Source organism: Stenotrophomonas sp. YJH_SMC_48-3 (genome assembly GCF_059369375.1).
The window spans coordinates 48,583-68,277 of sequence record NZ_JCAFSQ010000014.1 but is presented as its reverse complement, the minus strand read 5'-3'; the positions used below and the strand labels follow the sequence as shown (position 1 = coordinate 68,277).

General features: G+C 66.7%; 22 protein-coding genes. 14 read left to right on the top strand and 8 right to left on the bottom strand.

The window, feature by feature from the left end; all coding sequences use genetic code 11:
• Positions 1-12 precede the first annotated feature (12 nt).
• Entirely contained in the window at positions 13-915 is a 903-nt protein-coding gene (locus AC5P65_RS18830) for an ABC transporter ATP-binding protein (RefSeq protein ID WP_111098240.1), read from the bottom strand.
• Positions 916-1,046: 131 nt separating this feature from the next.
• A complete protein-coding gene (locus AC5P65_RS18825) occupies positions 1,047-2,078 on the bottom strand; it encodes a LacI family DNA-binding transcriptional regulator (RefSeq protein ID WP_111098241.1) in 1,032 nt (343 codons plus the stop codon).
• Between the two features lie 139 nt (positions 2,079-2,217).
• Between AC5P65_RS18825 and AC5P65_RS18820 the strand changes: the two genes are divergently transcribed.
• The 6 genes from AC5P65_RS18820 to AC5P65_RS18795 all read left to right on the top strand — a co-directional run bounded on the left by AC5P65_RS18820 (position 2,218) and on the right by AC5P65_RS18795 (position 7,487).
• Positions 2,218-2,607: a hypothetical protein gene (locus AC5P65_RS18820; RefSeq protein ID WP_021203059.1), complete on the top strand. Its 390-nt coding sequence runs from the start codon at positions 2,218-2,220 to the stop codon at positions 2,605-2,607.
• Positions 2,608-2,778: 171 nt separating this feature from the next.
• The gene (locus AC5P65_RS18815) at positions 2,779-3,342 is read left to right on the top strand and encodes a single-stranded DNA-binding protein (RefSeq protein WP_111098242.1); all 564 of its coding nucleotides are present in this window, start codon (positions 2,779-2,781) and stop codon (positions 3,340-3,342) included.
• A gap of 202 nt (positions 3,343-3,544) precedes the next feature.
• Complete coding sequence (locus AC5P65_RS18810; RefSeq protein WP_021203061.1) at positions 3,545-4,441, top strand: hydroxypyruvate isomerase family protein; 897 nt, start codon at positions 3,545-3,547, stop codon at positions 4,439-4,441.
• Positions 4,442-4,468: 27 nt separating this feature from the next.
• A complete protein-coding gene (locus AC5P65_RS18805) occupies positions 4,469-6,154 on the top strand; it encodes a GMC oxidoreductase (protein WP_021203062.1) in 1,686 nt (561 codons plus the stop codon).
• Positions 6,154-6,729 (top strand): gluconate 2-dehydrogenase subunit 3 family protein, encoded by a 576-nt coding sequence (locus AC5P65_RS18800; protein ID WP_021203063.1) that lies wholly within the window; start codon positions 6,154-6,156, stop codon positions 6,727-6,729. The genes AC5P65_RS18805 and AC5P65_RS18800 overlap by 1 nt, the downstream gene beginning before the upstream one ends.
• Complete coding sequence (locus tag AC5P65_RS18795; RefSeq protein ID WP_021203064.1) at positions 6,714-7,487, top strand: 3-keto-disaccharide hydrolase; 774 nt, start codon at positions 6,714-6,716, stop codon at positions 7,485-7,487. The genes AC5P65_RS18800 and AC5P65_RS18795 overlap by 16 nt, the downstream gene beginning before the upstream one ends.
• Before the next feature lie 30 nt (positions 7,488-7,517).
• Here AC5P65_RS18795 and AC5P65_RS18790 read toward each other — a convergent pair whose 3' ends face one another.
• Genes AC5P65_RS18790 through AC5P65_RS18770 form a run of 5 tightly spaced genes read right to left on the bottom strand, consistent with a single transcriptional unit; the run spans position 7,518 to position 12,150 of the window.
• A complete protein-coding gene (locus tag AC5P65_RS18790; protein ID WP_019659367.1) occupies positions 7,518-7,814 on the bottom strand; it encodes a c-type cytochrome in 297 nt (98 codons plus the stop codon).
• An 18-nt stretch (positions 7,815-7,832) separates the two neighbouring features.
• Positions 7,833-8,696, bottom strand: coding sequence for a sugar phosphate isomerase/epimerase family protein (locus AC5P65_RS18785; RefSeq protein ID WP_021203065.1), 864 nt, complete (start codon positions 8,694-8,696; stop codon positions 7,833-7,835).
• Between the two features lie 19 nt (positions 8,697-8,715).
• Positions 8,716-9,840 (bottom strand): Gfo/Idh/MocA family protein, encoded by a 1,125-nt coding sequence (locus AC5P65_RS18780; protein ID WP_111098243.1) that lies wholly within the window; start codon positions 9,838-9,840, stop codon positions 8,716-8,718.
• A gap of 12 nt (positions 9,841-9,852) precedes the next feature.
• On the bottom strand, positions 9,853-11,070 hold the full coding sequence (locus AC5P65_RS18775; protein WP_111098244.1) for a nucleoside permease: 1,218 nt from the start codon (positions 11,068-11,070) through the stop codon (positions 9,853-9,855).
• 27 nt (positions 11,071-11,097) lie between these two features.
• Positions 11,098-12,150, bottom strand: coding sequence for a sugar phosphate isomerase/epimerase family protein (locus tag AC5P65_RS18770; RefSeq protein WP_495215793.1), 1,053 nt, complete (start codon positions 12,148-12,150; stop codon positions 11,098-11,100).
• Positions 12,151-12,245: 95 nt separating this feature from the next.
• Between AC5P65_RS18770 and AC5P65_RS18765 the strand changes: the two genes are divergently transcribed.
• The 3 genes from AC5P65_RS18765 (at position 12,246) to AC5P65_RS18755 (ending at position 15,562) form a co-directional block, all read left to right on the top strand.
• Complete coding sequence (locus tag AC5P65_RS18765; RefSeq protein WP_058980811.1) at positions 12,246-13,253, top strand: LacI family DNA-binding transcriptional regulator; 1,008 nt, start codon at positions 12,246-12,248, stop codon at positions 13,251-13,253.
• 114 nt (positions 13,254-13,367) lie between these two features.
• Positions 13,368-14,420 carry a sensor domain-containing diguanylate cyclase gene (locus AC5P65_RS18760; RefSeq protein WP_021203070.1) on the top strand — a complete coding sequence of 351 codons (1,053 nt, stop codon included), beginning with the start codon at positions 13,368-13,370 and terminating at the stop codon, positions 14,418-14,420.
• A gap of 116 nt (positions 14,421-14,536) precedes the next feature.
• Positions 14,537-15,562: an AI-2E family transporter gene (locus AC5P65_RS18755; RefSeq protein ID WP_111098245.1), complete on the top strand. Its 1,026-nt coding sequence runs from the start codon at positions 14,537-14,539 to the stop codon at positions 15,560-15,562.
• 74 nt (positions 15,563-15,636) lie between these two features.
• Here AC5P65_RS18755 and AC5P65_RS18750 read toward each other — a convergent pair whose 3' ends face one another.
• Positions 15,637-15,816 (bottom strand): hypothetical protein, encoded by a 180-nt coding sequence (locus AC5P65_RS18750; RefSeq protein WP_227844117.1) that lies wholly within the window; start codon positions 15,814-15,816, stop codon positions 15,637-15,639.
• On the opposite strand from AC5P65_RS18750, the gene AC5P65_RS18745 reads away from it, so the two are divergent.
• The 5 genes from AC5P65_RS18745 to AC5P65_RS18725 all read left to right on the top strand — a co-directional run bounded on the left by AC5P65_RS18745 (position 15,809) and on the right by AC5P65_RS18725 (position 19,679).
• On the top strand, positions 15,809-17,467 hold the full coding sequence (locus tag AC5P65_RS18745; RefSeq protein ID WP_239502413.1) for a GGDEF domain-containing protein: 1,659 nt from the start codon (positions 15,809-15,811) through the stop codon (positions 17,465-17,467). The two genes, AC5P65_RS18750 and AC5P65_RS18745, sit on opposite strands and share 8 nt — an antisense overlap.
• A 225-nt stretch (positions 17,468-17,692) precedes the next feature.
• Positions 17,693-18,124 carry a pyridoxamine 5'-phosphate oxidase family protein gene (locus AC5P65_RS18740; RefSeq protein WP_031270016.1) on the top strand — a complete coding sequence of 144 codons (432 nt, stop codon included), beginning with the start codon at positions 17,693-17,695 and terminating at the stop codon, positions 18,122-18,124.
• Between the two features lie 94 nt (positions 18,125-18,218).
• Positions 18,219-18,803: an NMCC_0638 family (lipo)protein gene (locus AC5P65_RS18735; protein WP_021203074.1), complete on the top strand. Its 585-nt coding sequence runs from the start codon at positions 18,219-18,221 to the stop codon at positions 18,801-18,803.
• 184 nt (positions 18,804-18,987) lie between these two features.
• Positions 18,988-19,455 carry a DUF2975 domain-containing protein gene (locus AC5P65_RS18730; RefSeq protein ID WP_111098272.1) on the top strand — a complete coding sequence of 156 codons (468 nt, stop codon included), beginning with the start codon at positions 18,988-18,990 and terminating at the stop codon, positions 19,453-19,455.
• Positions 19,455-19,679 carry a helix-turn-helix domain-containing protein gene (locus AC5P65_RS18725; protein ID WP_005408494.1) on the top strand — a complete coding sequence of 75 codons (225 nt, stop codon included), beginning with the start codon at positions 19,455-19,457 and terminating at the stop codon, positions 19,677-19,679. The genes AC5P65_RS18730 and AC5P65_RS18725 overlap by 1 nt, the downstream gene beginning before the upstream one ends.
• Positions 19,680-19,695 lie beyond the last annotated feature (16 nt).

Genomic DNA, 19,695 nt, shown 5'->3' with positions numbered 1-19,695 from the left:
GGCGTGCTCCGCTCAGGCTGCGACGCGGCTACGGGCCTGAAGGCGCAGGCGCTGGAAGTACACGTCCTCGAGGTCGGGAGCCACGGCCGCGAAGCCGTCGCCAGGGTCGTTGGCGCTGTGCACGTGGATCACCGGGCGGCCACCGACCAGGCGGGTGGACAGCACCACGTAGCGTGCCTCGTGGTCGGCCAGTTCCGAAGGATCAACCTGCTTGCGCCAGACCTGCTGCTGCAGGGCGTCGATGGCATCGGCCGGGCGCCCGGTCAGCAGCACCTGGCCTTTGTTCATGATCGCCATCGTCGGGCACAGATCGGTCACGTCCTCGACGATGTGGGTGGAGAGGATCACCGCCACGTTCTCGCCGATCGCCGCCAACAGGTTGAGGAAGCGGTTGCGTTCTTCCGGGTCGAGGCCGGCGGTGGGTTCATCGACGATCACCAACCGCGGGTCACCCAGCAGCGCCTGGGCAATGCCGAAGCGCTGGCGCATGCCGCCGGAGTAGGTGCCCAGCTTGCGCTTGCGCGCGTCCCACAGGTTCACCTGCTGCAGCAGCCCATCGACCACCTCGCGGCGCTGCGCGCGCTGCGTCAGGCCCTTGAGCACCGCGAAATGCTCCAGCAGGTCCAGCGCGCTGACTTTCGGGTACACGCCGAAATCCTGCGGCAGGTAACCCAGTCGGCGGCGCACCGCATCCTTGTCGCGCAGCACGTCGATCGGCGCCTCGCCTGGAATGCTGAGCGTCGCCGTGCCGCTGTTGGCTTCCTGCAGGGTGGACAGCGTGCGCATCAGCGAGGACTTGCCGGCGCCGTTGGGGCCGAGCAGGCCGAACATGCCCCGCGGGATGTCCAGGTTGACGTTGTTGAGGGCATGCACGCCGTTGGCGTACGTCTTGGACAGCGAATCGATCTTCAGCATGCGACGTACACCTTTCCATGGGCGATATCTGCGCGTTATCCGCGCATCAGCCTCCGTGCGCATCCGCCGTTGGTCATGGGGGAAGAATTCCGCCGTCGCACGTTGAGGCGTGGCGTAAGGCCTGGTGGCGCTTACCGGCGCAGCGACGATTCCCGCACCGCCAGCTTCACCGGGATGCTCTGGCTCTGCACCGGCTGTCGGCCGATCAACGCCAGCAGGCGCTCCACCAGCAGCTGGCCGGCCTGCTTGGTGTCCTGCTGGACCGTGGTCAGCGCCGGGGACACCGAGGCCGCCAGCGGGATGTCGTCGAAGCCGGTCACCGCCACGTCCTGCGGCACCCGTAGCCCGGCCTCGCGCAGGGCGCGCATCGCACCGATTGCGATCAGGTCGCTGGCGGCGCAGATCGCATCGATCGGCTCGCCACGCGCCAGCAGCGCCTGGCAGGCCTCCTGGCCGGAAGCCTCGGTGGTGATCGCATCGTGCTGCAGCGCCGGTTCGGCGGCCAGGCCGTGGTCCTGCAGGGCCGCGACGTGGCCGCGGTAGCGTTCCTGGAATTCGGGGTAATGGCTGGAGGCATGGCCGAGGAAGGCGATGCGGCGGCAGCCCTGCTGCAGCAGGTGGGTGGTGATGTCATGCCCGCCCTGGAAGTTGTCGCTGCCGATCGACACGCCCGGCTGGCCGGGCAGGGCGGCGCCCCAGCGCACGAAGTGCGTGCCCTGTTCGACCAGCCGCTGCAGGCGGTCGCGCGATTCGTGGTAGTCGCCGTAGCCGAGCAGGATGATGCCGTCGGCCTTGTTGCTGTCCTCGTAATCGGCCTGCCAGTCGGTGGACAGCTGCTGGAACGAGACCAGCAGGTCCTGCCCGTGCAGCGCGCAGGCGCGGGTGATCGAGCCCAGCATCGAATGGAAGAACGGATTGATCAGCGAATCGTCGTTGGTCGGGTCTTCGAAGAACAGCAGGGCCAGCGTGCCGGCGTTGCGCAGGCGCAGGCTGGAGGCGTTCTTGTCGACCTTGTAGTTCAGCTCGCGGGCGATGCGCAGGATGCGCTCGCGGGTCTCGGCGTTGACCATCGGGCTGCCGCGCAGGGCCCGCGACACGGTTGGCTGGGAGACCCCGGCCAGATGGGCGATGTCCAGGGAGGTGGCTTTGCCTTTGATTGTCATGAGAACGCGGGAGGGGACGGGGGGAAGGGTGCACGGGCATGATGCCATGGGGTGGCTGCCGGCCGTCCTGGCCGTCACTGCTTGTGGCCACGGTCGCGGTCGTGCGACGGTCAACACCATAGCCTGATGGAGCCAAGCGGTGACCTTTCGCCTGTACCCGGGTGTCCCCGACGATTTCGAGGCGCGGATCCGCATCCTTGCGCCAGAGGAGGGTGGGCGTCGCAGCCCGGCCCGGAACGGTATCCGCTGGGACTTTGCCTACGCCGATGACGCCGGGGCGCCAGAGCTGTTCATGATCTGGCCCGACTTCCGTCACGCCGAGGGCGACAGCTGTGCGACCGAGCTGCCGGTGGGCGAGCCCCTGTTGGCCGGCCTGACCGTGGTCAATGAGGTGCTCAGGGCGGGGCTGCACCGGGAGCGTATCCGGCCCGGCGTGCGCTTCCACTGCCATGAAGGGCCCAGGGTGGTGGCGGTGGGGGAGCTCACACGGGTCACCGGCTTGCTGCTGGATCGCACCCTGCTTCGTTGAGGTCGGTTCCGACCCGGATCGGCCGGATTCCCGACGGGCCGGGGGCGAAGGGAATGGTAAGATGCCTCGTTCCGATATCCCCCCATTCGCAACCGCGGGAGGTCCAGCGTATCGGCACCCCGTCGGGTGTGCTATCACTGGTCCAGCCCCGGACAACGGAAGAATCCATCTATGGCGCGCGGCATCAACAAAGTCATCCTGGTCGGCAATCTCGGCAACGACCCGGACGTGAAGTACACCCAGAGCGGCATGGCGATCACCCGCATCAGCCTGGCCACCACCAGCGTCCGCAAGGACAAGGATGGCAACCAGCAGGAGCGCACCGAATGGCACCGCGTGGTGTTCTTCGGCAAGCTCGGCGAGATCGCCGGCGAGTACCTGCGCAAGGGCAGCTCGGTCTACGTCGAAGGCAGCCTGCGCTACGACAAGTACACCGGCCAGGACGGCGTGGAGAAGTACTCCACGGACATCATCGCCGATGAAATGCAGATGCTGGGCGGCCGCGGTGAAGGTGGCGGTGGTGGCAACTACGGCGGCGATCGTCCGCAGCGCCAGCAGGCGCCGCGCCAGGAGTACGGCGGCGGCGGTGGCCAGCGTGGCGGCCAGGGCGGTGGCTATGGCAACCAGGGCGGCAACCAGGGCGGCGGTTACGGCAACCAGGGCGGCAACCAGCGCCCGCAGCCGCAGCAGGCGCCGCCGATGGACGACTTCGCTGACGACGATATCCCGTTCTGATCGGACGCTCGCCTGCAGCAGAAAAGAAAGCCCCGCTCATGCGGGGCTTTTCTTTGTCCGCGATTGCTACGGAGTTGTGCCCCGCAGCATTGAATTTTCGTGCACCGCAACTTGCAAGCATCCAATTTCCTCCCCTATGGTGCAATCGATTGCATTGCTGTGAATCGTTGCGTTTGATACCGGTTGGGAGGCCGGAAGGTGGATGTCCATCCATTCGATCAGACCGGCTCCTTCGAGGGGGCTCACGCGGCGCGATGCGCTGCGCATGGCGGTTGCTGGAGGCGTAGCTCTGGGTACTGCGGGAGCGTTGCCTGCATTCGCCACCACTGCACCGCTGAAGGGCAACCTGAAGCAGGCCGTGGCCCGCTGGACCTTCCCGCAGCTGTCAGTTGCCCAGCTCTGCGCGACGGTGAAGGACATCGGCTTTGCCGCGATCGACCTGGTCGGCCCCGAAGACTGGCCCACGCTGAAGGCCCATGGCGTCTACAGCTCGATGTGCAACGGCGCGGAGCTGGGCCTTACCAAGGGCTTTGCCGGCCGTGAGTTCCACGACCAGCTGGTAGAGCGCTACACGCGGCACATCGATCTGGTGGCCGATGCCGGTTACCGGAATCTCATCTGCTTCTCCGGCAACCGCAACGGTATGGACCCGCATGACGGCATGGCCAATGCCGAGGCTGGCCTCAAGCGCATCCTCGGGCATGCCGAGAAGCGCGGTGTGGTGCTGGTGATGGAGCTGCTCAACTCCAAGGTCGATCACCGCGACTACCTGTGCGACCACTCGGCCTGGGGCGTGGAGCTGTGCCAGCGGCTCGGCTCGGACAACTTCGGCCTGCTGTACGACATCTACCACATGCAGATCATGGAGGGCGACATCATCGCCACCATCGGCAAGCATCACGCCTGCTTCAAGCACTACCACACCGCAGGCGTGCCTGGCCGGCATGAGATCGGAGACCAGCAGGAGCTGAACTATGCAGCGATCTGCCGCGCGATCCGCGACACCGGTTTCAAGGGGTATCTGGCGCAGGAGTTCACGCCTGCCGCGCCCGATCCCGTTGCCTCATTGCGCGAGGCGATCCGCCTCTGCGACGTCTGAAACGATATCCACCCAGGTGAGAGACCCATGGCAGATAATCACTACGACGCCATTGTTGTTGGCTCGGGAATCAGTGGCGGCTGGGCAGCGAAGGAGCTGACCGAGAAGGGCCTGAAGGTCCTGATGCTGGAACGCGGGCGCAACATCGAGCACGTCAAGGACTACGTCAACGCGATGAAGGAGGCGTGGGATTTCCCGCACCGCAACCGGCCAACGCAGGCAATGAAGGCCGCGTTCCCGGTGCTGATGCGCGACTACGGGCTGGCTGAGAACCTGGAAGGGATGTGGGCCAACGAGCAGGACTCGCCCTACATCGAGACCAAGCGCTTCGACTGGTTCCGTGGCTACCACGTCGGTGGTCGTTCCTTGATGTGGGGGCGGCAGAGCTATCGCTTCTCCGATCTGGATTTCGAGGCCAACCTCAAGGACGGCATCGCCACCGATTGGCCAATCCGCTATGCCGACATCGCGCCGTGGTACGACCATGTAGAGAGGTTCGCCGGCATTGCCGGCACGCGCGAAGGACTGGACGTGTTGCCGGACGGCGAATTCCTGCCGCCGATTCCCTTGAACATCGTCGAGAAGGATGTGGCCGCGCGGATCAAGAAGGCCTTCGGCGGAACACGGCATATGATCCACTCGCGCACTGCCAACATCACCCAGCCGATGCCCGAGCAGGGCCGCGTGAACTGCCAGTACCGCAACAAGTGCATCCTGGGCTGTCCCTTCGGTGCCTATTTCTCGACCCAGTCGGCGACGCTGCCGGCGGCGATGAAGACCGGCAACCTGACCTTGCGGCCGTTCTCGATCGTCAAGGAAGTGCTCTACGACAAGGACCGCAAGCGTGCGCGCGGCGTGGAGGTCATCGACGCCGAAACAGGCCAGACCTACCAGTACACGGCCAAGGTCATCTTCCTCAATGCATCGTCGTTCAACTCGACCTGGCTGCTGATGAATTCGGCGACCGACGTCTGGGACGGGGGGCTGGGCTCTTCGTCGGGTGAGCTCGGGCACAACGTGATGGACCATCATTTCGGTGCGGGCGCCTCGGGCCGGGTCGAGGGCTACGAAGACAAGTACTACTTCGGTCGTCGTCCCTGCGGTTTCTACATTCCGCGGTTCCGCAACGTGGCCGCCGACAAGCGCGGCTACCTGCGCGGGTTCGGTTACCAGGGCGGTGCCAGCCGCACCGGCTGGTCGCGCGAGATCGCCGAGCTGAACATCGGTGCCGACCTGAAGGAGGCGCTGACCGTGCCGGGCGACTGGCGCATCGGCATGACCGGGTTCGGTGAAATGCTGCCGCACCACGACAATGCGATCCGCCTGGACCGCAACCGCAAGGACAAGTGGGGGCTGCCGGTGCTGGCGATGGATGTGTCCATGCGTGCCAACGAACTGGCGATGCGCAAGGACATGGCCGCCGATGCCGCTGAGATGCTGGAGGCGGCCGGGGTCAAGGACGTGAAGATGCACGACAACGACTATGCCCCGGGCAAGGGCATCCATGAGATGGGGACCGCCCGCATGGGACGTGATCGGAAGAGCTCGGTGTTGAACGCACACAATCAGGTCTGGGATGCGCCCAATGTCTATGTGACCGACGGTGCCTGCATGACTTCCAGCGCCTGCGTGAATCCCTCGCTGACGTACATGGCGTTGACGGCGCGTGCCGCCGACCATGCGGTGCGCGAACTGAAAGCGGGGAACCTCTGATGGATCGTCGCGAACTGCTGAAGATGATCGTCGCCGCCACCGGTGCGGCCATGGTTGGCCTGCCGGCGCTGGTGCAAGGGCAGGCGCCGGCCGCGGGGGCGATGCCCGCGTTCACCGATGCCGATATCGGCACGCTGGACGAGATCGCCGAGACCATCCTGCCGCGGACCCGGACACCCGGGGCGAAGGACGCGGGCGCCGGTGCGTTCATGGCCACGTTCGTCAGCGACTGCTACACCGCTCGCCAGCAGGCGGTGTTCCGTGCCGGCTTGGCCGACATCGACAAGCGTGCCGGTGGCCGCTTCCTGTCGCTCACGCCGGAGGCACGCACCGGGTTGCTGCGTACCCTGGATGCCGAAGCCAAGGCGCGCAATGCCGATGTGACCGAGACCGGTACGCCAGAAGAAGGCGAGGCGATGCCGCATTACTTCACGATGATCAAGCAACTGGCCATCTTTGGCTTCTTCACCTCCAAGGTCGGTGCGACCGGGGTGCTGCAATACGTCGCCGTGCCGGGACGTTACGACGGCGACCTTGCCTACGTTCCCGGTACGCCTGCATGGGGGACCAGCTGATGGACGACACCTGGATGATCCGCGCTCTGCTGGGCACCGCCGGCCTGCTTGCCGCTGCGACGGCATTCGCACAGGACGGTGCCGATGCTGCGCGTGACCCGAAGAAGACCGAGGTGTGGACGCCGGTGCCTGCGGTGGTGGCCACGCCACCGGGCAAGGCACCGTCGGACGCCATCGTGCTGTTTGATGGCAAGGATGTCTCGGCCTGGGAGGCGGAGCAGGGAGGGCGTGTACCCTGGAAGGTTGCCGATGGCGCCATGACCGTCGTTCCGGGCAGCAAGGGCATCCGCACCAGGCAACGCTTCTGCGATATCCAGCTGCATGTCGAATGGCGTACCCCCACCGAGACGAAAGGCTTCGACGGCCAGAACCGGGGCAACAGCGGCATCTTCCTGCAGGAACTGTATGAGTTGCAGGTGCTCGACAGCTACCACAACCCGACGTATGCCAACGGCCAGGCGGGGTCGATCTACAAGCAGGCGATGCCGTTGGTGAACGCCTCGCGCGCACCGGGGCAGTGGCAGGCCTACGACATCATCTGGAAGGGACCGCGCTTCTCTCCGGGCGGTGGGCTGCTCTCGCCGGCGCGCATCACGGTGCTGCACAACGGTGTTCTGGTGCAGGACGATACCGCTGTGGCGGGCAGGACCGAGTACATCGGTCCTCCCTCCTACTCACCGCACGGATGTGCGCCGCTCTATCTGCAGGAGCATGACTCCAGGGTCAGCTACCGCAACATCTGGGTGCGCGAACTGTAGCGGCACGCGGCCGGCGTGGTCGCCGGCCGCCTACTTCGCCAGATAGCTGGCGAGGTCGTCGATCTCCTGCTGCGACAGCTGGGCAAAGGGCGGCATCAATCCTCCGCCCTTCCTGATCTTGTCCTTGACCTGGGCGGGCTGAAGCCGCTTGCCGACGTCGGTAAGCGCCGGGAAGGTCGGCGGTACGCCGGCGCGTTCAGCACCGTGGCAGGCAGTGCAGTGCTGGGCGTAGAGCTTCGCGCCGGCGGCCGGGTCGTCCTTGGCCCACGTTGCCGTCGCAACGCTCATGCCGCCCAGGGCGACGGCCACTGCCAGGATCATTTTCATGTGGGGCTCCTTCACGCGTCAGTGCTGTGCACGGGCGGGCACGTTGGCCGGCAGGTGTTCACGCAGGTAGTCCGCGCCGGTCTGGATCACCTTGGCCGGATCGCGTGGCTGGTCGTGTTCGACGATGTACCACTGCACGCCAGCGGTGGCGGCGGCCGGTAGGATCGCGTTCCAGTCCAGCACGCCCTGGCCGACCGCAGCGAAACCACCTTCGTCTTCGGCCTGGCCCTTGGGTGCATTGTCCTTGGCGTGTACCGCAAAAACGTGACCGCGGAACTTGCCAAGCATCACCGCCGGGTCCAGTCCCGCTCGCGCGACCCAGGCCAGGTCCAGTTCGGTCTTCAGATCGGGTCCGGCCGCTGCGAACAGCAGCTCCAGCCCGGTCTGACCGTCGAAGTCGGCCAGCTCGAAATCGTGGTTGTGATAGGCCAGCTGCATGCCCTTGCCGCGCACCTGTCTGGCGATCCGGCCCAGCTCCTGGCCCAATGCGGTCCAGCCGGCGGCATCGCGCGGACGGTCCTTCTGGTCCAGGTAGGGCACCACCAGTGTGGTGTTGCCTATCGAGCGGTTGAAGGCCACCACGCCATCGAGGTTGTCGCGCAGCTCGGCCAGCTGCACGTGCGACGAAACCGCCCTGATCGAGTACCGGTCCAGCAGTCGCTTCAGTTCCGCAGCGCGGACGTTCTGCGTTCCGACGGTCTCCACCGCGCGCACGCCCGCGTCGTGGACGATCTTCAGCTGCTGGTCGAGCGAGCCTGCATTGCGCAGGGTGTACATCTGCACCGCGATCGGCTTCTGCGTGGTGGCCGCTTCGTCTGCGAAGGCGGGCAGGGCAGCGAGCAGCAGGATGAGACCTGCACTTCTACGGAAAAGAGCTTTCATCAACAGATCCTCCCGGGATTCAACCGATGGCGGTCCAGGCGCGTGACCTGGCCGATGCAATGACGCGATCGACGATCCGCGCCGAGCGCAGGCCGTCTTCGAAGGTGGGCAGGCCTTCGAAGCGCTCGCCGTCAACGGCACGATAGGTGTCGGCGACGAACGCTTCGAAGCAGTGGCCGTAGCCCTGGGCATGCCCCGCTGGCAGCGGCGACAACCGGCGTTGTTCGGCACTGCCGGCACCCGGGCCGCGCACGAAGATTTCCTCGCGCTGCTCGGGCCGGCCGATCCACAACCGCTCGGCATCCTCCTGGTTGAACGCCACGCTCGCATTGGCGCCATCGATCTCGAACCAGAGCCGGTTGTGGCGTCCGGCCGAGACCTGGCTGACCGTCAATGACGCCAGCGTGCCGGCGCCGGTCCTGAACATCGCTGCGGCCACGTCCTCGCTCTCGACCGCCTGCCTTGCGCCGCCTGTCGCCGGCGTGCTGAAGCTCTGGCCAGTGGTGGCGCTGCGCTCGGCGATGACCGTGGCGAACGCCGCGCTCGCTTCAGTGAAGCGTTCGCCACTGACCCATTCCACCAGGTCACACCAGTGCGAGCCGATGTCGGCGAACACGCGCGACGCGCCGCCCAGCGCCGGGTCAACCCGCCAGTTGTTGCTGGCCGGGTCCAGCAGCCAGTCCTGCAGGTAGCTGCCATGGATCAGGTGCAACGGCCCAAGTTCACCCTGCGCGATGCGTGCACGCGCCTCGCGGACCACCGGGTGGTAGCGGTAGACGAAGGGGACGGTGGCAACCAATCCGGTCGAGGCAGCCAGCGCCGCGAGCGCCCGTGCATCGTCCAGCGTCGTCGCCAGAGGTTTCTCGCAGATCACGTGCTTGCCGGCTTCCAGCGCGGCCTGCGCCATCGCGCGGTGCAGGTGGTTGGGCGTGCAGATGTGCACGACCTGTACCTGGGGGTCAGCGACGACGTCATTGATATCGCAATAGGCGTGCGGGACATTCCACGCGTGTGCCACCTCGCTCGCGCGCTGCGGCGACGAGGCCAGTACGCCGCGTACCGCGGCGCCCGCCAGCAGTGCCGCGCGGCGATGCACCGCGCCGATCATGCCGGTACCAACGATGGCGATTCCAAGGTGGGGCATCGGCCGGTCTCCTCAGGGTGTGTACGGCGCTGCAGCAGCTGCCGGGCGGTCGCGGAACAGCAGCAGGAAGGCGATCAGCACCACCAGTGCAACACCGGCCGGGAACAACCAGATCCGTTGCCAGTCCGGGCCTGCTGCGGTGGTGAAGTGCTCCACAACGGCACCGGACAGGAAGGTGCCGATCAGCATGCCCACGCCGTAGGTGGCCAGGGTGATGAAGCCCTGTGCGCTGCTGCGCGCGGCGGGGCCGGCATGGGCGTCGGTGTAGATCTGGCCGGTGACGAAGAAGAAGTCATAGCAGATGCCGTGCAGCACGATGCCGATCACCAGCAGCGGGAAACCGCCACCGGCATCGCCGAAGGCGAACAGGGCGTAGCGCACCACCCAGGCGGCCATGCCGACCGCCAGCATGGTCTTCACCCCCAGCCGCACGAACAGGAAGGGCATGGCCAGCATCAGCAGCACTTCGGACACCTGGCCCAGCGACTGCAGGCCGGCGGCGCCCTGCACGCCCAGATCGTTGAGATACGGATTGGTGAAGTTGTAGTAGAACGACAGCGGAATGCAGATGGCGATGGAAGCCAGGAAGAACACCAGGTAGGCACGCGATTTCAGCAGCCGCAACGAATCCAGCCCCAGGATCTGTCCCAGCCCGGCCTCGCGCTGCTGCGCCAGTGGTGGCGTGTGCGGCAGGGTGAACGCATACAGGCCCAGCACCAGCGATGCTGCAGCCGCCATCCGGAACGTCAGTTCAAGCCGATGCGCCTGTTCCCAGCCCAGCCAGCCGATCAGCACGCCTGCGACGATCCAGCCGACGCTGCCGGCCACGCGTACCAGCGGGAACTGCTTCTCCGGCGATTGCATGTGCCGCATCGCCACGCTGTTGGCCAGGGCCAGCGTCGGCATGAACAGCAGCATGTAGCCCATGACGCACGCGGAAAACACGCTGAAACTGGTGGCGGTGGAAGCCAGCCACATCAGCACCGCGCCAGCCAGGTGCAGTACTGCCAGGATGCGCTGCGCCGCGAAATAGCGGTCCGCGATCAGGCCGACCAGGAAGGGTGCCACGATGGCGCCGATGGACTGGCTGAGGAACGCGGTTGCCACTTGGCTCGCGCTGGCCTGCAAGGGGCCCTGCACAAGGTACGTCCCCAGGGTGACGAACCACGCCCCCCAGATGAAGAACTGCAGAAACATCATCGCGCCCAGGCGCGACATCGCGTGCGTCATGGCTTGCCCTCCCGGGGCGGAAATGGTTCAGATTCCCAGCATGCGGTGAAGTGATTCCAGATCCGTGCCGCTCCCGGCAAAATCGTCGAAGGCGCGTTCGGTTACATGGATGATGTGATCGCGGATGAAGGCGGCGCCCTCGCGTGCACCGTCTTCCGGGTGCTTCAGGCAGCACTCCCATTCCAGTACCGCCCAGCCCGGGAAGTCGTACTGCGCGAATCTGGAGAAGATCGCCTTGAAGTCGATCTGGCCATCACCGAGTGAACGGAACCGGCCCGGGCGATCGATCCAGTCCTGGTAGCCGCCATACATGCCGCTGCGCGCGCTGGGCCGGTACTCCGCGTCCTTCACGTGGAAGACGCCGATGCGCGCGTGGTAGCGATCGATGAAACCGAGGTAGTCCATCTGCTGCAGCAGCAGGTGGCTGGGGTCGTACAGGATCTTCGCGCGCGGGTGGTGATCGACCACGTCAAGGAAGCGCTCGAAGGTTGCGCCATCGTGCAGGTCCTCGCCCGGGTGGAGCTCGAAGCACAGGTCCACGCCACAGGTGTCGAAGACATCCAGGATCGGTCGCCAGCGGCGGCCGAGTTCGGCGAAGGCTTCTTCCACCAGGCCCGGCGGGCGCTGCGGCCACGGATAGAAATAGGGCCAGGCCAGTGCGCCGGAGAAGGTGGCATGCGCGGCCAGCCCCAGGCGCTGGCTGGCCTGAGCCGCCAGCCGCAGCTGCTCCACCGCCCACGCCTGGCGCGCCGGCGGGTTGCCGCGCACGTTCGCCGGGGCGAATCCGTCGAACAGGCTGTCGTAGGCAGGATGGACCGCGACCAGCTGCCCCTGTAGATGGGTAGACAATTCGGTGATCTGAAGGCCGTAACCGGCCAGCATGCCGGCAATATCGTCGCAGTACGCCTGGCTGCGTGCCGCCTCCGCCAGATCGAACAGGCGGGGCGCGGAGGTGGGAACTTGTACGCCAGAATAGCCCAGACCCGCGGCCCATCCGGCCAGCGTGTCCAGCCGATCAAAAGGAGCTGTGTCGCCGATGAACTGCGCCAGGAACAGCGCTGGACCCTTGAGCGTCTTCAACGTGATTCGCCCTCGATGCAATCGATTGCATTATCCTAGCAGGGGCGCACGCAGGACCTGTTGTGCACTGCACAGCGGACGGGAGAACTAACGCCATGGCCACCATCTACGACATCGCAAAGCACGTCGGCGTCTCCGCCGGCACGGTGTCGCGGGCACTGTCCCGGCCGGACAAGGTCCTGCCGGCCACCCGTGCGCGCATCGAGCAGGCGGCCGCCGCGCTGGGCTATGTGCCCAACACGGTGGCCCGCACGCTCAAGACCCACCGCAGCGGCAAGATCCTGGTCACCGTCCCGGACATTGCCAATCCGTTCTTCGCCCAGATCCTGCAGGGCGCGGAGGACGCAGCGCAGGCGGTCGGCTACGCGGTCCTGCTGGGGGATACCCAGCATCAACCGGACCGCGAGGAGCGCTACGCGCAGATGCTCCGGCGCAACGAGGCCGACGGCATGATCGTGCTGGGGCATCGCCTGCCACCTACGGCGCGTGACATCGTTGAGCAACGCGGTTCCGCCGCACCGGTGGTCAACGGCTGTGAATTCGATCCCGCACTGGGGATTCCCAGCGTCCACATCGACAATGCCGCCGCCGCGCGCACGGTGATGGAACACCTGTATGGACTGGGACACGAACGGATCGCGGTGGTGGGAGGCCCCCCCGACAATCCGCTGCACCAGCAACGGATGGAAGGGGTCCGGGCGGCGGGCAAGGCGCGTGGGCGCCTGCGCCAGCTGAACATCATGCCGGGTGACTTTTCGGTGGAGTCCGGCCATGCAGCTGCGATGTCGATGTTGGCCGTCGCGCCGGTGCCGACTGCGGTCTTCTGTTTCAGCGACCAGATGGCGCTGGGCACTCTCGCTGCCTGCCGGGAGCTGGGCATCCGCGTGCCGGAGGACCTGTCCATCGTCGGCTTTGACGACCTGGCCTCCTCGCGCTACCTCACGCCGCCGCTGACGACGATCAGGCAGCCGATGCGGCAGATTGGCGAGCGCGCGGTCAACCTGCTGCTCGCCATCATCGAACAGGTCGATGTGCCGCTGCAGCAGACGCTGGAGTTCAGCTTCATGCTGCGCGGTTCCACGGCGGCCCCCAGGGGCGGGTGAACACCGCGCCACGGGGCGCCGCCTTGATCCCGAATTGACGCGAACCTGTCAGGCTCACCGGCAGCCAGCCCGGCAAGGGCCGTAGCAGCAGGTGCGATCGCGCAGGAGGGGGCAATGCCATTCTTCACCGATTCGGCGGAAGGCGCGGTCGAAGGCATTGGCGCGGCACGTCGCATCGGCTGGATGCGTTTTGTCGGCAATGGACTGGGGGCGATCCCCATCGCGTCGATCATCCTCGAACGGCAGAATGGCGGATGGGCGTGGGTCGTGCTGCTGCTCAACGCGCTGGCGTGGCCCGCGCTGGCGCTGCTGCTGACCCGGCGCTCCCGCCAGCCGGCGCGCGTCCAGTTCCGCTGCATGGTGGCCGATTCCCTGTTCGGCGGCGGCTGGATCGCATTCATGGCGCTCAGTGCCGTGCCCAGCGCGCTGTTTGCCGCGCTGCTGGTGGCCGACAAGATCGCAGCCGGTGGCGTGCGCCTGGCGACGCGCGCCACGTTGGCGCTGCTGCTGGGCTTCGCACTCACCTGGTGGGCGCTCGGCTTCCCATTCCAGCCGGTGACCTCGCAACGCACGATCATGCTGAGCATCCCGTTCCTGTTCGTGTATGGCATCGGGCTGAGCATTCTCAGCTGGCAGCTGGCCCGTCGGGTGAAATCGCAGAACCGCCAGTTGAAGCGGCTGAGCCGGATGGACCCGCTGGTGGAGCTGGCCAACCGCGGCTTCCTGATCGTCCGCGCGCAGCAGGCACTGGACAAGGCGCAGGGTCAGGGTGGTTTCGCCTGCCTGCTGATGCTTGATGTGGATGACTTCAAGCGCATCAATGACTCGCATGGTCATCGTGCCGGGGATGAAGTGCTGCGCCATATCGCGTCCACCTTGCGCGCCTTCGCCCGGCCCGGTGATACCCCTGCGCGGCTGGGAGGCGACGAGTTCGTGGTGCTGCTGCACGACTGTGCGCCCATCGATGCGATGCAGGTGGCCGAGCGGGTCCGCCTGCACCTGCTGGAAGCAGCACGGCAGGCAACACCGGGCATCGAGTTCAGCGTCAGCATCGGCATCGCGGCAACGCCGCGCGGTGGCAGCGTCGAGGACTGGCTGGCACTGGCCGACCGTGCGCTCTACCACGCCAAGCGCCAGGGCAAGAACAACGCCAGCTATGGCGAATGAGCGGGCCGGGGCGGTGGGCATACCGCAGAACGAGGGCATAGCGCTCGTTCATGCTGTACCCGGAATCGTCGCCACCAATCCTCTACCATGGGCCACCCCGCCCGGACGCACCGCCCATGCAAGACGCCCTCGTTGCACCGCCCAAGCCCCCCGTTGCGCGGATCGCGGCGTGGTTGATGATGCTGCTGGGCATGTGGCTGGCGTTGAAGCTGGGCCTGGTGGTGACCCTGCTGTCGGGGTTGCTGGTGTTCCAGCTGACCCACGTGCTGGCCTCCACCGTGGAAGGCAAGCTGCCGCCGGGACGAGCGCGGGCGATCGCGGTGATCGTATTGTCGGCCATCATCATCAGCGCGCTGGTATTGGCCGGCATCGGCGTGGCCTCGTTCTTCCGCAATGAGACCGGCGGCCCGGACGCGCTGCTGGCGCGCCTGATGGAGATCCTCAATACCTCGCGGCACCAGGTGCCGGCGCTGCTGCAACCCTACATTCCCGAAGACATGCCGGCGCTGCGCGCGGCGCTGAACGACTGGGCCGCCGAGCACCAGCGCCAGCTGGGCGTGGCCGGTACCTCGGTGGTGCAGGTGGGCGTGCGCGTGCTGATCGGCATGGTGCTGGGGGCGATGATCGCGCTGTACGACGAACTTCCCGTGCCCAAGATGGGGCCGTTGGCGCAGGAGCTGATCGGGCGCACCAGCCGCCTGGCCACCGCATTCCGCCAGGTGGTGTTCGCACAGGTGAAGATCTCGCTGCTCAACACCGTGTTCACCGCGATCTTCCTGCTGGGCGTGCTGCCGCTGTTCGGTGTGCACCTGCCGCTGTCCAAGACCCTGGTGTTGATCACCTTCGTCGCCGGCCTGCTGCCGGTGGTGGGCAACATCATTTCCAATACGGTCATCACCATCGTTGCGCTGTCTGTCTCGTTCTACGTGGCAGTGGCGGCGCTGCTGTACCTGATCGTGATCCACAAGCTGGAGTACTTCCTCAATGCGCGCATCGTCGGCGGTGAAATCCAGGCCCGCGCCTGGGAGCTGCTGCTGGCCATGCTGGTGATGGAGGCGGCGTTCGGCCTGCCCGGCCTGGTGGCGGCGCCGGTGTTCTATGCCTACGTGAAGCGCGAACTGGTCGACCAGCGCTGGATCTGACCCGGCGAAACCTGTCGCATCTGATCGGCTGGCGTCGGGGCGCCGGCATTGTCGGCGCGTTCGCGCGCGCTGCGCTATATCGCCCCTCGCGGATCGGGCGGCACTGGCTTGGCGCCGCCGGAGCCGGTCGCTACAGTGAGCCGCACTTCAGGGGAATTCTGCATGGCCGGCAAGGTATCGCCCATCAGGTTGCGGACCTGGGTCTGGATCCTGGCTGGGCTGTTTGTCGTGTGCACGTTGCCGTTGATGGCCATCGCCTTGGTCCAGGGAACACTGCGCTACACCGACGCCGAAGGCAACCTGGCCAGCCTGCGGCAGCTGCGGCAGACCTTCGATCTTGCCAACCTGGCTTCGGCCGAGCGAGGCCCGGCCAACAGCCTGCTGGGGGCTGACCCGGCCGATGCCGCCGAACAGGCACGGCTGGCTGCGCAGCTGGCGGCCGCACGCCAGCGGGTCGACACTGCCCTGCTGCAGCTGGAGACCGTGTTCAAGGATGACCCGGGCGTGTACGACGAGCATCGCCTGCTGGCCAGCGCGCAGCGTCGCCTGAAGTCGGCGCGGGCTGCGGTCGATCATGTCGCGGCGCAACCGCATGACGCACGCCGTGTGGAGGAGGTGGAGCGTGCGATCAGCGGCATGTTCGCGGTGGTTGATCGCCTGCATCTGCTGACCTCGGCGCAGATCAACGCGCTGGTCAGTGCCGACCGTGAGGCGGCGATTCCGGCAATGCAGGGCCAGCTGTTGTTCGATCTTCGCGAGCATGGTGGTCGCCTGGCCTCGAACGTGATGGCGCCGGTGGCGGTACCGGGGGCGTGGCGCGAGGAACAGGTGCGCGCTGCGCTGCAGACCGAGGGCCGCTTGCTGGAGCTATGGCGGTTGGCGAGCAGCCACGAGTCGGTGTTCCGCAGCGACCCGGAATTGTCCTGGCACTGGGACATGGCGCGGCGGCAGCTCTTCGGTGAGTCACTGCCGATGATCGAGCAGCTGATCGAGGATGGCCGCCGTGGCGTGCCGCCGTCGTGGACCGCCGCCGCGTTCACCAATCGCTACGTGCCGACCCTGCAGTCGCTGGAGGCGCTGCGCGATGGCTACCTGAGCGTGTCCATCGCCCGCTTCGAACGCAGTCGCAACCGTGAGGCCATGCGTCTGGCCGTGCTGGTGGCGACCGCGCTGGGCACGCTGGTGGTGCTGGGCATGGCCCTGCGCATTGCCCACCTGCAGATCCTGCAGCCACTGCTGCAGGCGCAGCAGCAGGTGATCCAGCTTGCCTCGGATACGCCCGGTCCGGAGGAGAATGTCACCCACCCGCTGGCCGAGATGCAGCGCCTGTTCGATGCCATCGAAGTGCTGCGCGAGAAATCGCGCGAGCGTTCGGCGTTGACCAGCGAGCTGCGCCAGCTGGCCGGTACCGACCAACTGACCGGGCTGTTGAATCGGCGCGCGCTGGATGAGGTGGTGCAGCGGAGACATGCGGGGGGCGAGGCAAGCGCCGTGGTGATCCTGCTGGACGTGGATCGCTTCAAGGCCATCAACGATGGCCATGGCCATGAAGCCGGCGACGAAGTGCTGGTGCAGGTGGCGCAGTTGCTGCGGCACCACCTGCGGCGCAGCGACAACATCGCCCGCTATGGTGGCGAGGAGTTCCTGGTGCTGCTGGCCGACGGTGATCTGGCCGGCGGGCGCCAGCTGGCTGAATCATTGCGGTTGGCGCTTCAGCAGATGGACATCGCGCTGGCCGGGGGCATCGTGCTGCGCGTGACCGCCAGTTTCGGGGTGGCCAAGGGCGGCACCGATGCGCTGGGCTGGCGCAGCCTGCTGCGTGCCGCCGATGCGGCCATGTACCAGGCCAAGGCACAGGGGCGTGACCGGGTACGGGTGGCGGGGGACGGTCGCATCACGCGCTGATGGCACGCGTCAGCCAATGCGTGCATGCACCCGTCGCAGCGTCTGCAGGATCGCCCGACGCGCGGGCGTGCAGCTGCTGCAAACGCAGGTGGTGTGGTGAGCAGCGCGTCACGCACGCGCCACGCGCCCTATCTCGTTTTCTGTGAAGAAGTCGCCATGGACCTTCCACGCTTCGGTCACCGCTCTGGGCAGACGCTGGGATTCCACTTGATGAAGGACGACACCATGACCCAGCTCACCCTGCCCGAACTGGCCAGGAAGATGGCCGACATCGATTTCACCATGCTGCAGACCCGCGCCGGCGGAGAAATTGCCGGTCGTCCGATGAGCAACAACGGTGACGTGGACTACGACGGTGACAGCTGGTTCTTCACCACGGAAGACACCGACATGGTGCACGAGATTGAGGCTGACCCCGCCGTTGCGCTGGGTTTTTCCGGCAGCAAGTCGCTGCTGGGCAAGCCGCCGTTGTTCGTGCACGTGCAGGGAAGGGCGGCGGTGGTGCGCGATCGCGCTGTGATGCGCGAGCACTGGGTGAAGGATCTTGAGCGCTGGTTCGAGCAGGGCGTGGATACACCGGGGCTGGTGCTGATTCACGTGCGCGCCAGCCGCATCCACTATTGGGATGGCGAGGACCAGGGCGAAATGGCCGTCTGACCCGGCAGCGGGAGGCTGGCGGCCATCGCGGCCATTGCGCGGCGCGCCAGGCCTTTGCCATCCTCCCCGCTGTTTTCCGTAGCGTGGAATCCCGATGCGTCCTGCGTTCTTCTGGCTGGCTTTGGCCCTGCTGCCCACACTGGTGGTGGCGCAACCCGCGCGTGCGCCCAAGGCCAAGGCCCCGGCGCAGGATCCCTTCAGCGAGCTGTTCGATACCGCCTGCATGCAGCACATCGGGGCCCCGGCGCGGTTGCAGTCGCTGATGGAATCCAATGGGCTGTCGCCGCTGCAGCCGGCCGAAGCCGCCACGCTGTTGCAGGGGCAATCAGGCGTGGCGTGGATGGTGCCGCTGGCCAGTGGCCGCTATGCGGTGAGCTGGGCTGACGATGGAACGTGTACGGTCTACGCCGAGAAGGCCGACGCGGCGGTGGTGCAGAAGGGGTTTGCCCGGTTGGTGCAGGCCGCACCGAAGCCGTTGCAGGTACGGTCGCTGCCAGGGCGTGGGCCACTGTCGGCCGATCAGGTGGCCATCCAGTACGGCTGGGCTGCGCCGGGGCAGGGCAAACTGCAGGTGCGCTTCCGCCTGGTCACGCGGCAGGCGGCCGAAGCCGGGGTCCAGGCCATGGCCTCGGCCGCCCCTGGCGAAGCGATGCAGGCACAGGGCGCACCTGGGCCCTGACAGGGGCGACGCTCGCGATTCAGCCTTTCACGCGGCATGTGATATATCGTTTATCGATAAATCCACCCCGGGGCGGCGAGGCCACCCCAATGCCGGAGGCCGCTTGACCGCTCGTCCCGCCCGCGCCAGACCCGCGCGAGGCTTGTTCACCCTGGCCCTGGCGGCCGTACAGGCCGTCAGGGCGATGTGCTGGCTGGGCATCCTGGCCGCGCTGCTGGCCGTGCCGCTGGTCGCCCACGACCGCCGTTGGCTGCTCGACAGCGTGCATGACGCTGCGGCTGTCGCCGCGCATGGCAATGACCTGTTCCTGCATTTCTGCCTGGGCCTGGGCGCGATCATCGCGCTGCTGGTGCTGTGCCTGATGTTCCTGCGCCACCTGCTGCGGCTGCTGAAGTCGGCGGCGCGCGAGCGGCCGTTCACCCACGCCAACGCACAGCGCCTGCAGCGCATGGCCTGGCTGATGCTGGCGATGGAGCTGCTGTCGATCCTGATCGGCGCCTACGCGGCCTGGATGGGCCCGGATTTCGCCTGGATGGAGGTCGGCGGTGGCATGTCGATCACTGGCTTGGTGGCCGTGCTGATGCTGTTCGTGCTGGCGCGCGTCTTCGCCGTGGGCGCAGCGATGCGCGATGACCTCGACGGTGTCATCTGATGGCAATCGTCATCACCCTGGACCGCATGCTGCAGGAAAGGGGCATGACCCTGTCCGAGCTGGCCGGGCGCATCGACATCACCCTGGCCAACCTGTCGATCCTGAAGACCGGCAAGGCGCGCGCCATCCGCTTTTCCACCCTTGATGCGATCTGCCGCGAGCTGCAGTGCACGCCCGGTGACCTGCTCGGGCACGACCCGGCGCAGGCACAGGACGCTGACTGAGCGGTCGCTCTTTTCC

Coding starts and splice junctions, on each gene's coding strand:
- AC5P65_RS18830 (WP_111098240.1), bottom strand. CDS start 915: ATGCTGAAGATCGATTCGCTGTCCAAGACGTACGCCAACGGCGTGCAT.
- AC5P65_RS18825 (WP_111098241.1), bottom strand. CDS start 2,078: ATGACAATCAAAGGCAAAGCCACCTCCCTGGACATCGCCCATCTGGCC.
- AC5P65_RS18815 (WP_111098242.1), top strand. CDS start 2,779: ATGGCGCGCGGCATCAACAAAGTCATCCTGGTCGGCAATCTCGGCAAC.
- AC5P65_RS18810 (WP_021203061.1), top strand. CDS start 3,545: ATGTCCATCCATTCGATCAGACCGGCTCCTTCGAGGGGGCTCACGCGG.
- AC5P65_RS18805 (WP_021203062.1), top strand. CDS start 4,469: ATGGCAGATAATCACTACGACGCCATTGTTGTTGGCTCGGGAATCAGT.
- AC5P65_RS18800 (WP_021203063.1), top strand. CDS start 6,154: ATGGATCGTCGCGAACTGCTGAAGATGATCGTCGCCGCCACCGGTGCG.
- AC5P65_RS18795 (WP_021203064.1), top strand. CDS start 6,714: ATGGGGGACCAGCTGATGGACGACACCTGGATGATCCGCGCTCTGCTG.
- AC5P65_RS18790 (WP_019659367.1), bottom strand. CDS start 7,814: ATGAAAATGATCCTGGCAGTGGCCGTCGCCCTGGGCGGCATGAGCGTT.
- AC5P65_RS18785 (WP_021203065.1), bottom strand. CDS start 8,696: ATGAAAGCTCTTTTCCGTAGAAGTGCAGGTCTCATCCTGCTGCTCGCT.
- AC5P65_RS18780 (WP_111098243.1), bottom strand. CDS start 9,840: ATGCCCCACCTTGGAATCGCCATCGTTGGTACCGGCATGATCGGCGCG.
- AC5P65_RS18775 (WP_111098244.1), bottom strand. CDS start 11,070: ATGACGCACGCGATGTCGCGCCTGGGCGCGATGATGTTTCTGCAGTTC.
- AC5P65_RS18765 (WP_058980811.1), top strand. CDS start 12,246: ATGGCCACCATCTACGACATCGCAAAGCACGTCGGCGTCTCCGCCGGC.
- AC5P65_RS18760 (WP_021203070.1), top strand. CDS start 13,368: ATGCCATTCTTCACCGATTCGGCGGAAGGCGCGGTCGAAGGCATTGGC.
- AC5P65_RS18755 (WP_111098245.1), top strand. CDS start 14,537: ATGCAAGACGCCCTCGTTGCACCGCCCAAGCCCCCCGTTGCGCGGATC.
- AC5P65_RS18745 (WP_239502413.1), top strand. CDS start 15,809: ATGGCCATCGCCTTGGTCCAGGGAACACTGCGCTACACCGACGCCGAA.
- AC5P65_RS18750 (WP_227844117.1), bottom strand. CDS start 15,816: ATGGCCATCAACGGCAACGTGCACACGACAAACAGCCCAGCCAGGATC.
- AC5P65_RS18740 (WP_031270016.1), top strand. CDS start 17,693: ATGACCCAGCTCACCCTGCCCGAACTGGCCAGGAAGATGGCCGACATC.
- AC5P65_RS18735 (WP_021203074.1), top strand. CDS start 18,219: ATGCGTCCTGCGTTCTTCTGGCTGGCTTTGGCCCTGCTGCCCACACTG.
- AC5P65_RS18730 (WP_111098272.1), top strand. CDS start 18,988: ATGTGCTGGCTGGGCATCCTGGCCGCGCTGCTGGCCGTGCCGCTGGTC.
- AC5P65_RS18725 (WP_005408494.1), top strand. CDS start 19,455: ATGGCAATCGTCATCACCCTGGACCGCATGCTGCAGGAAAGGGGCATG.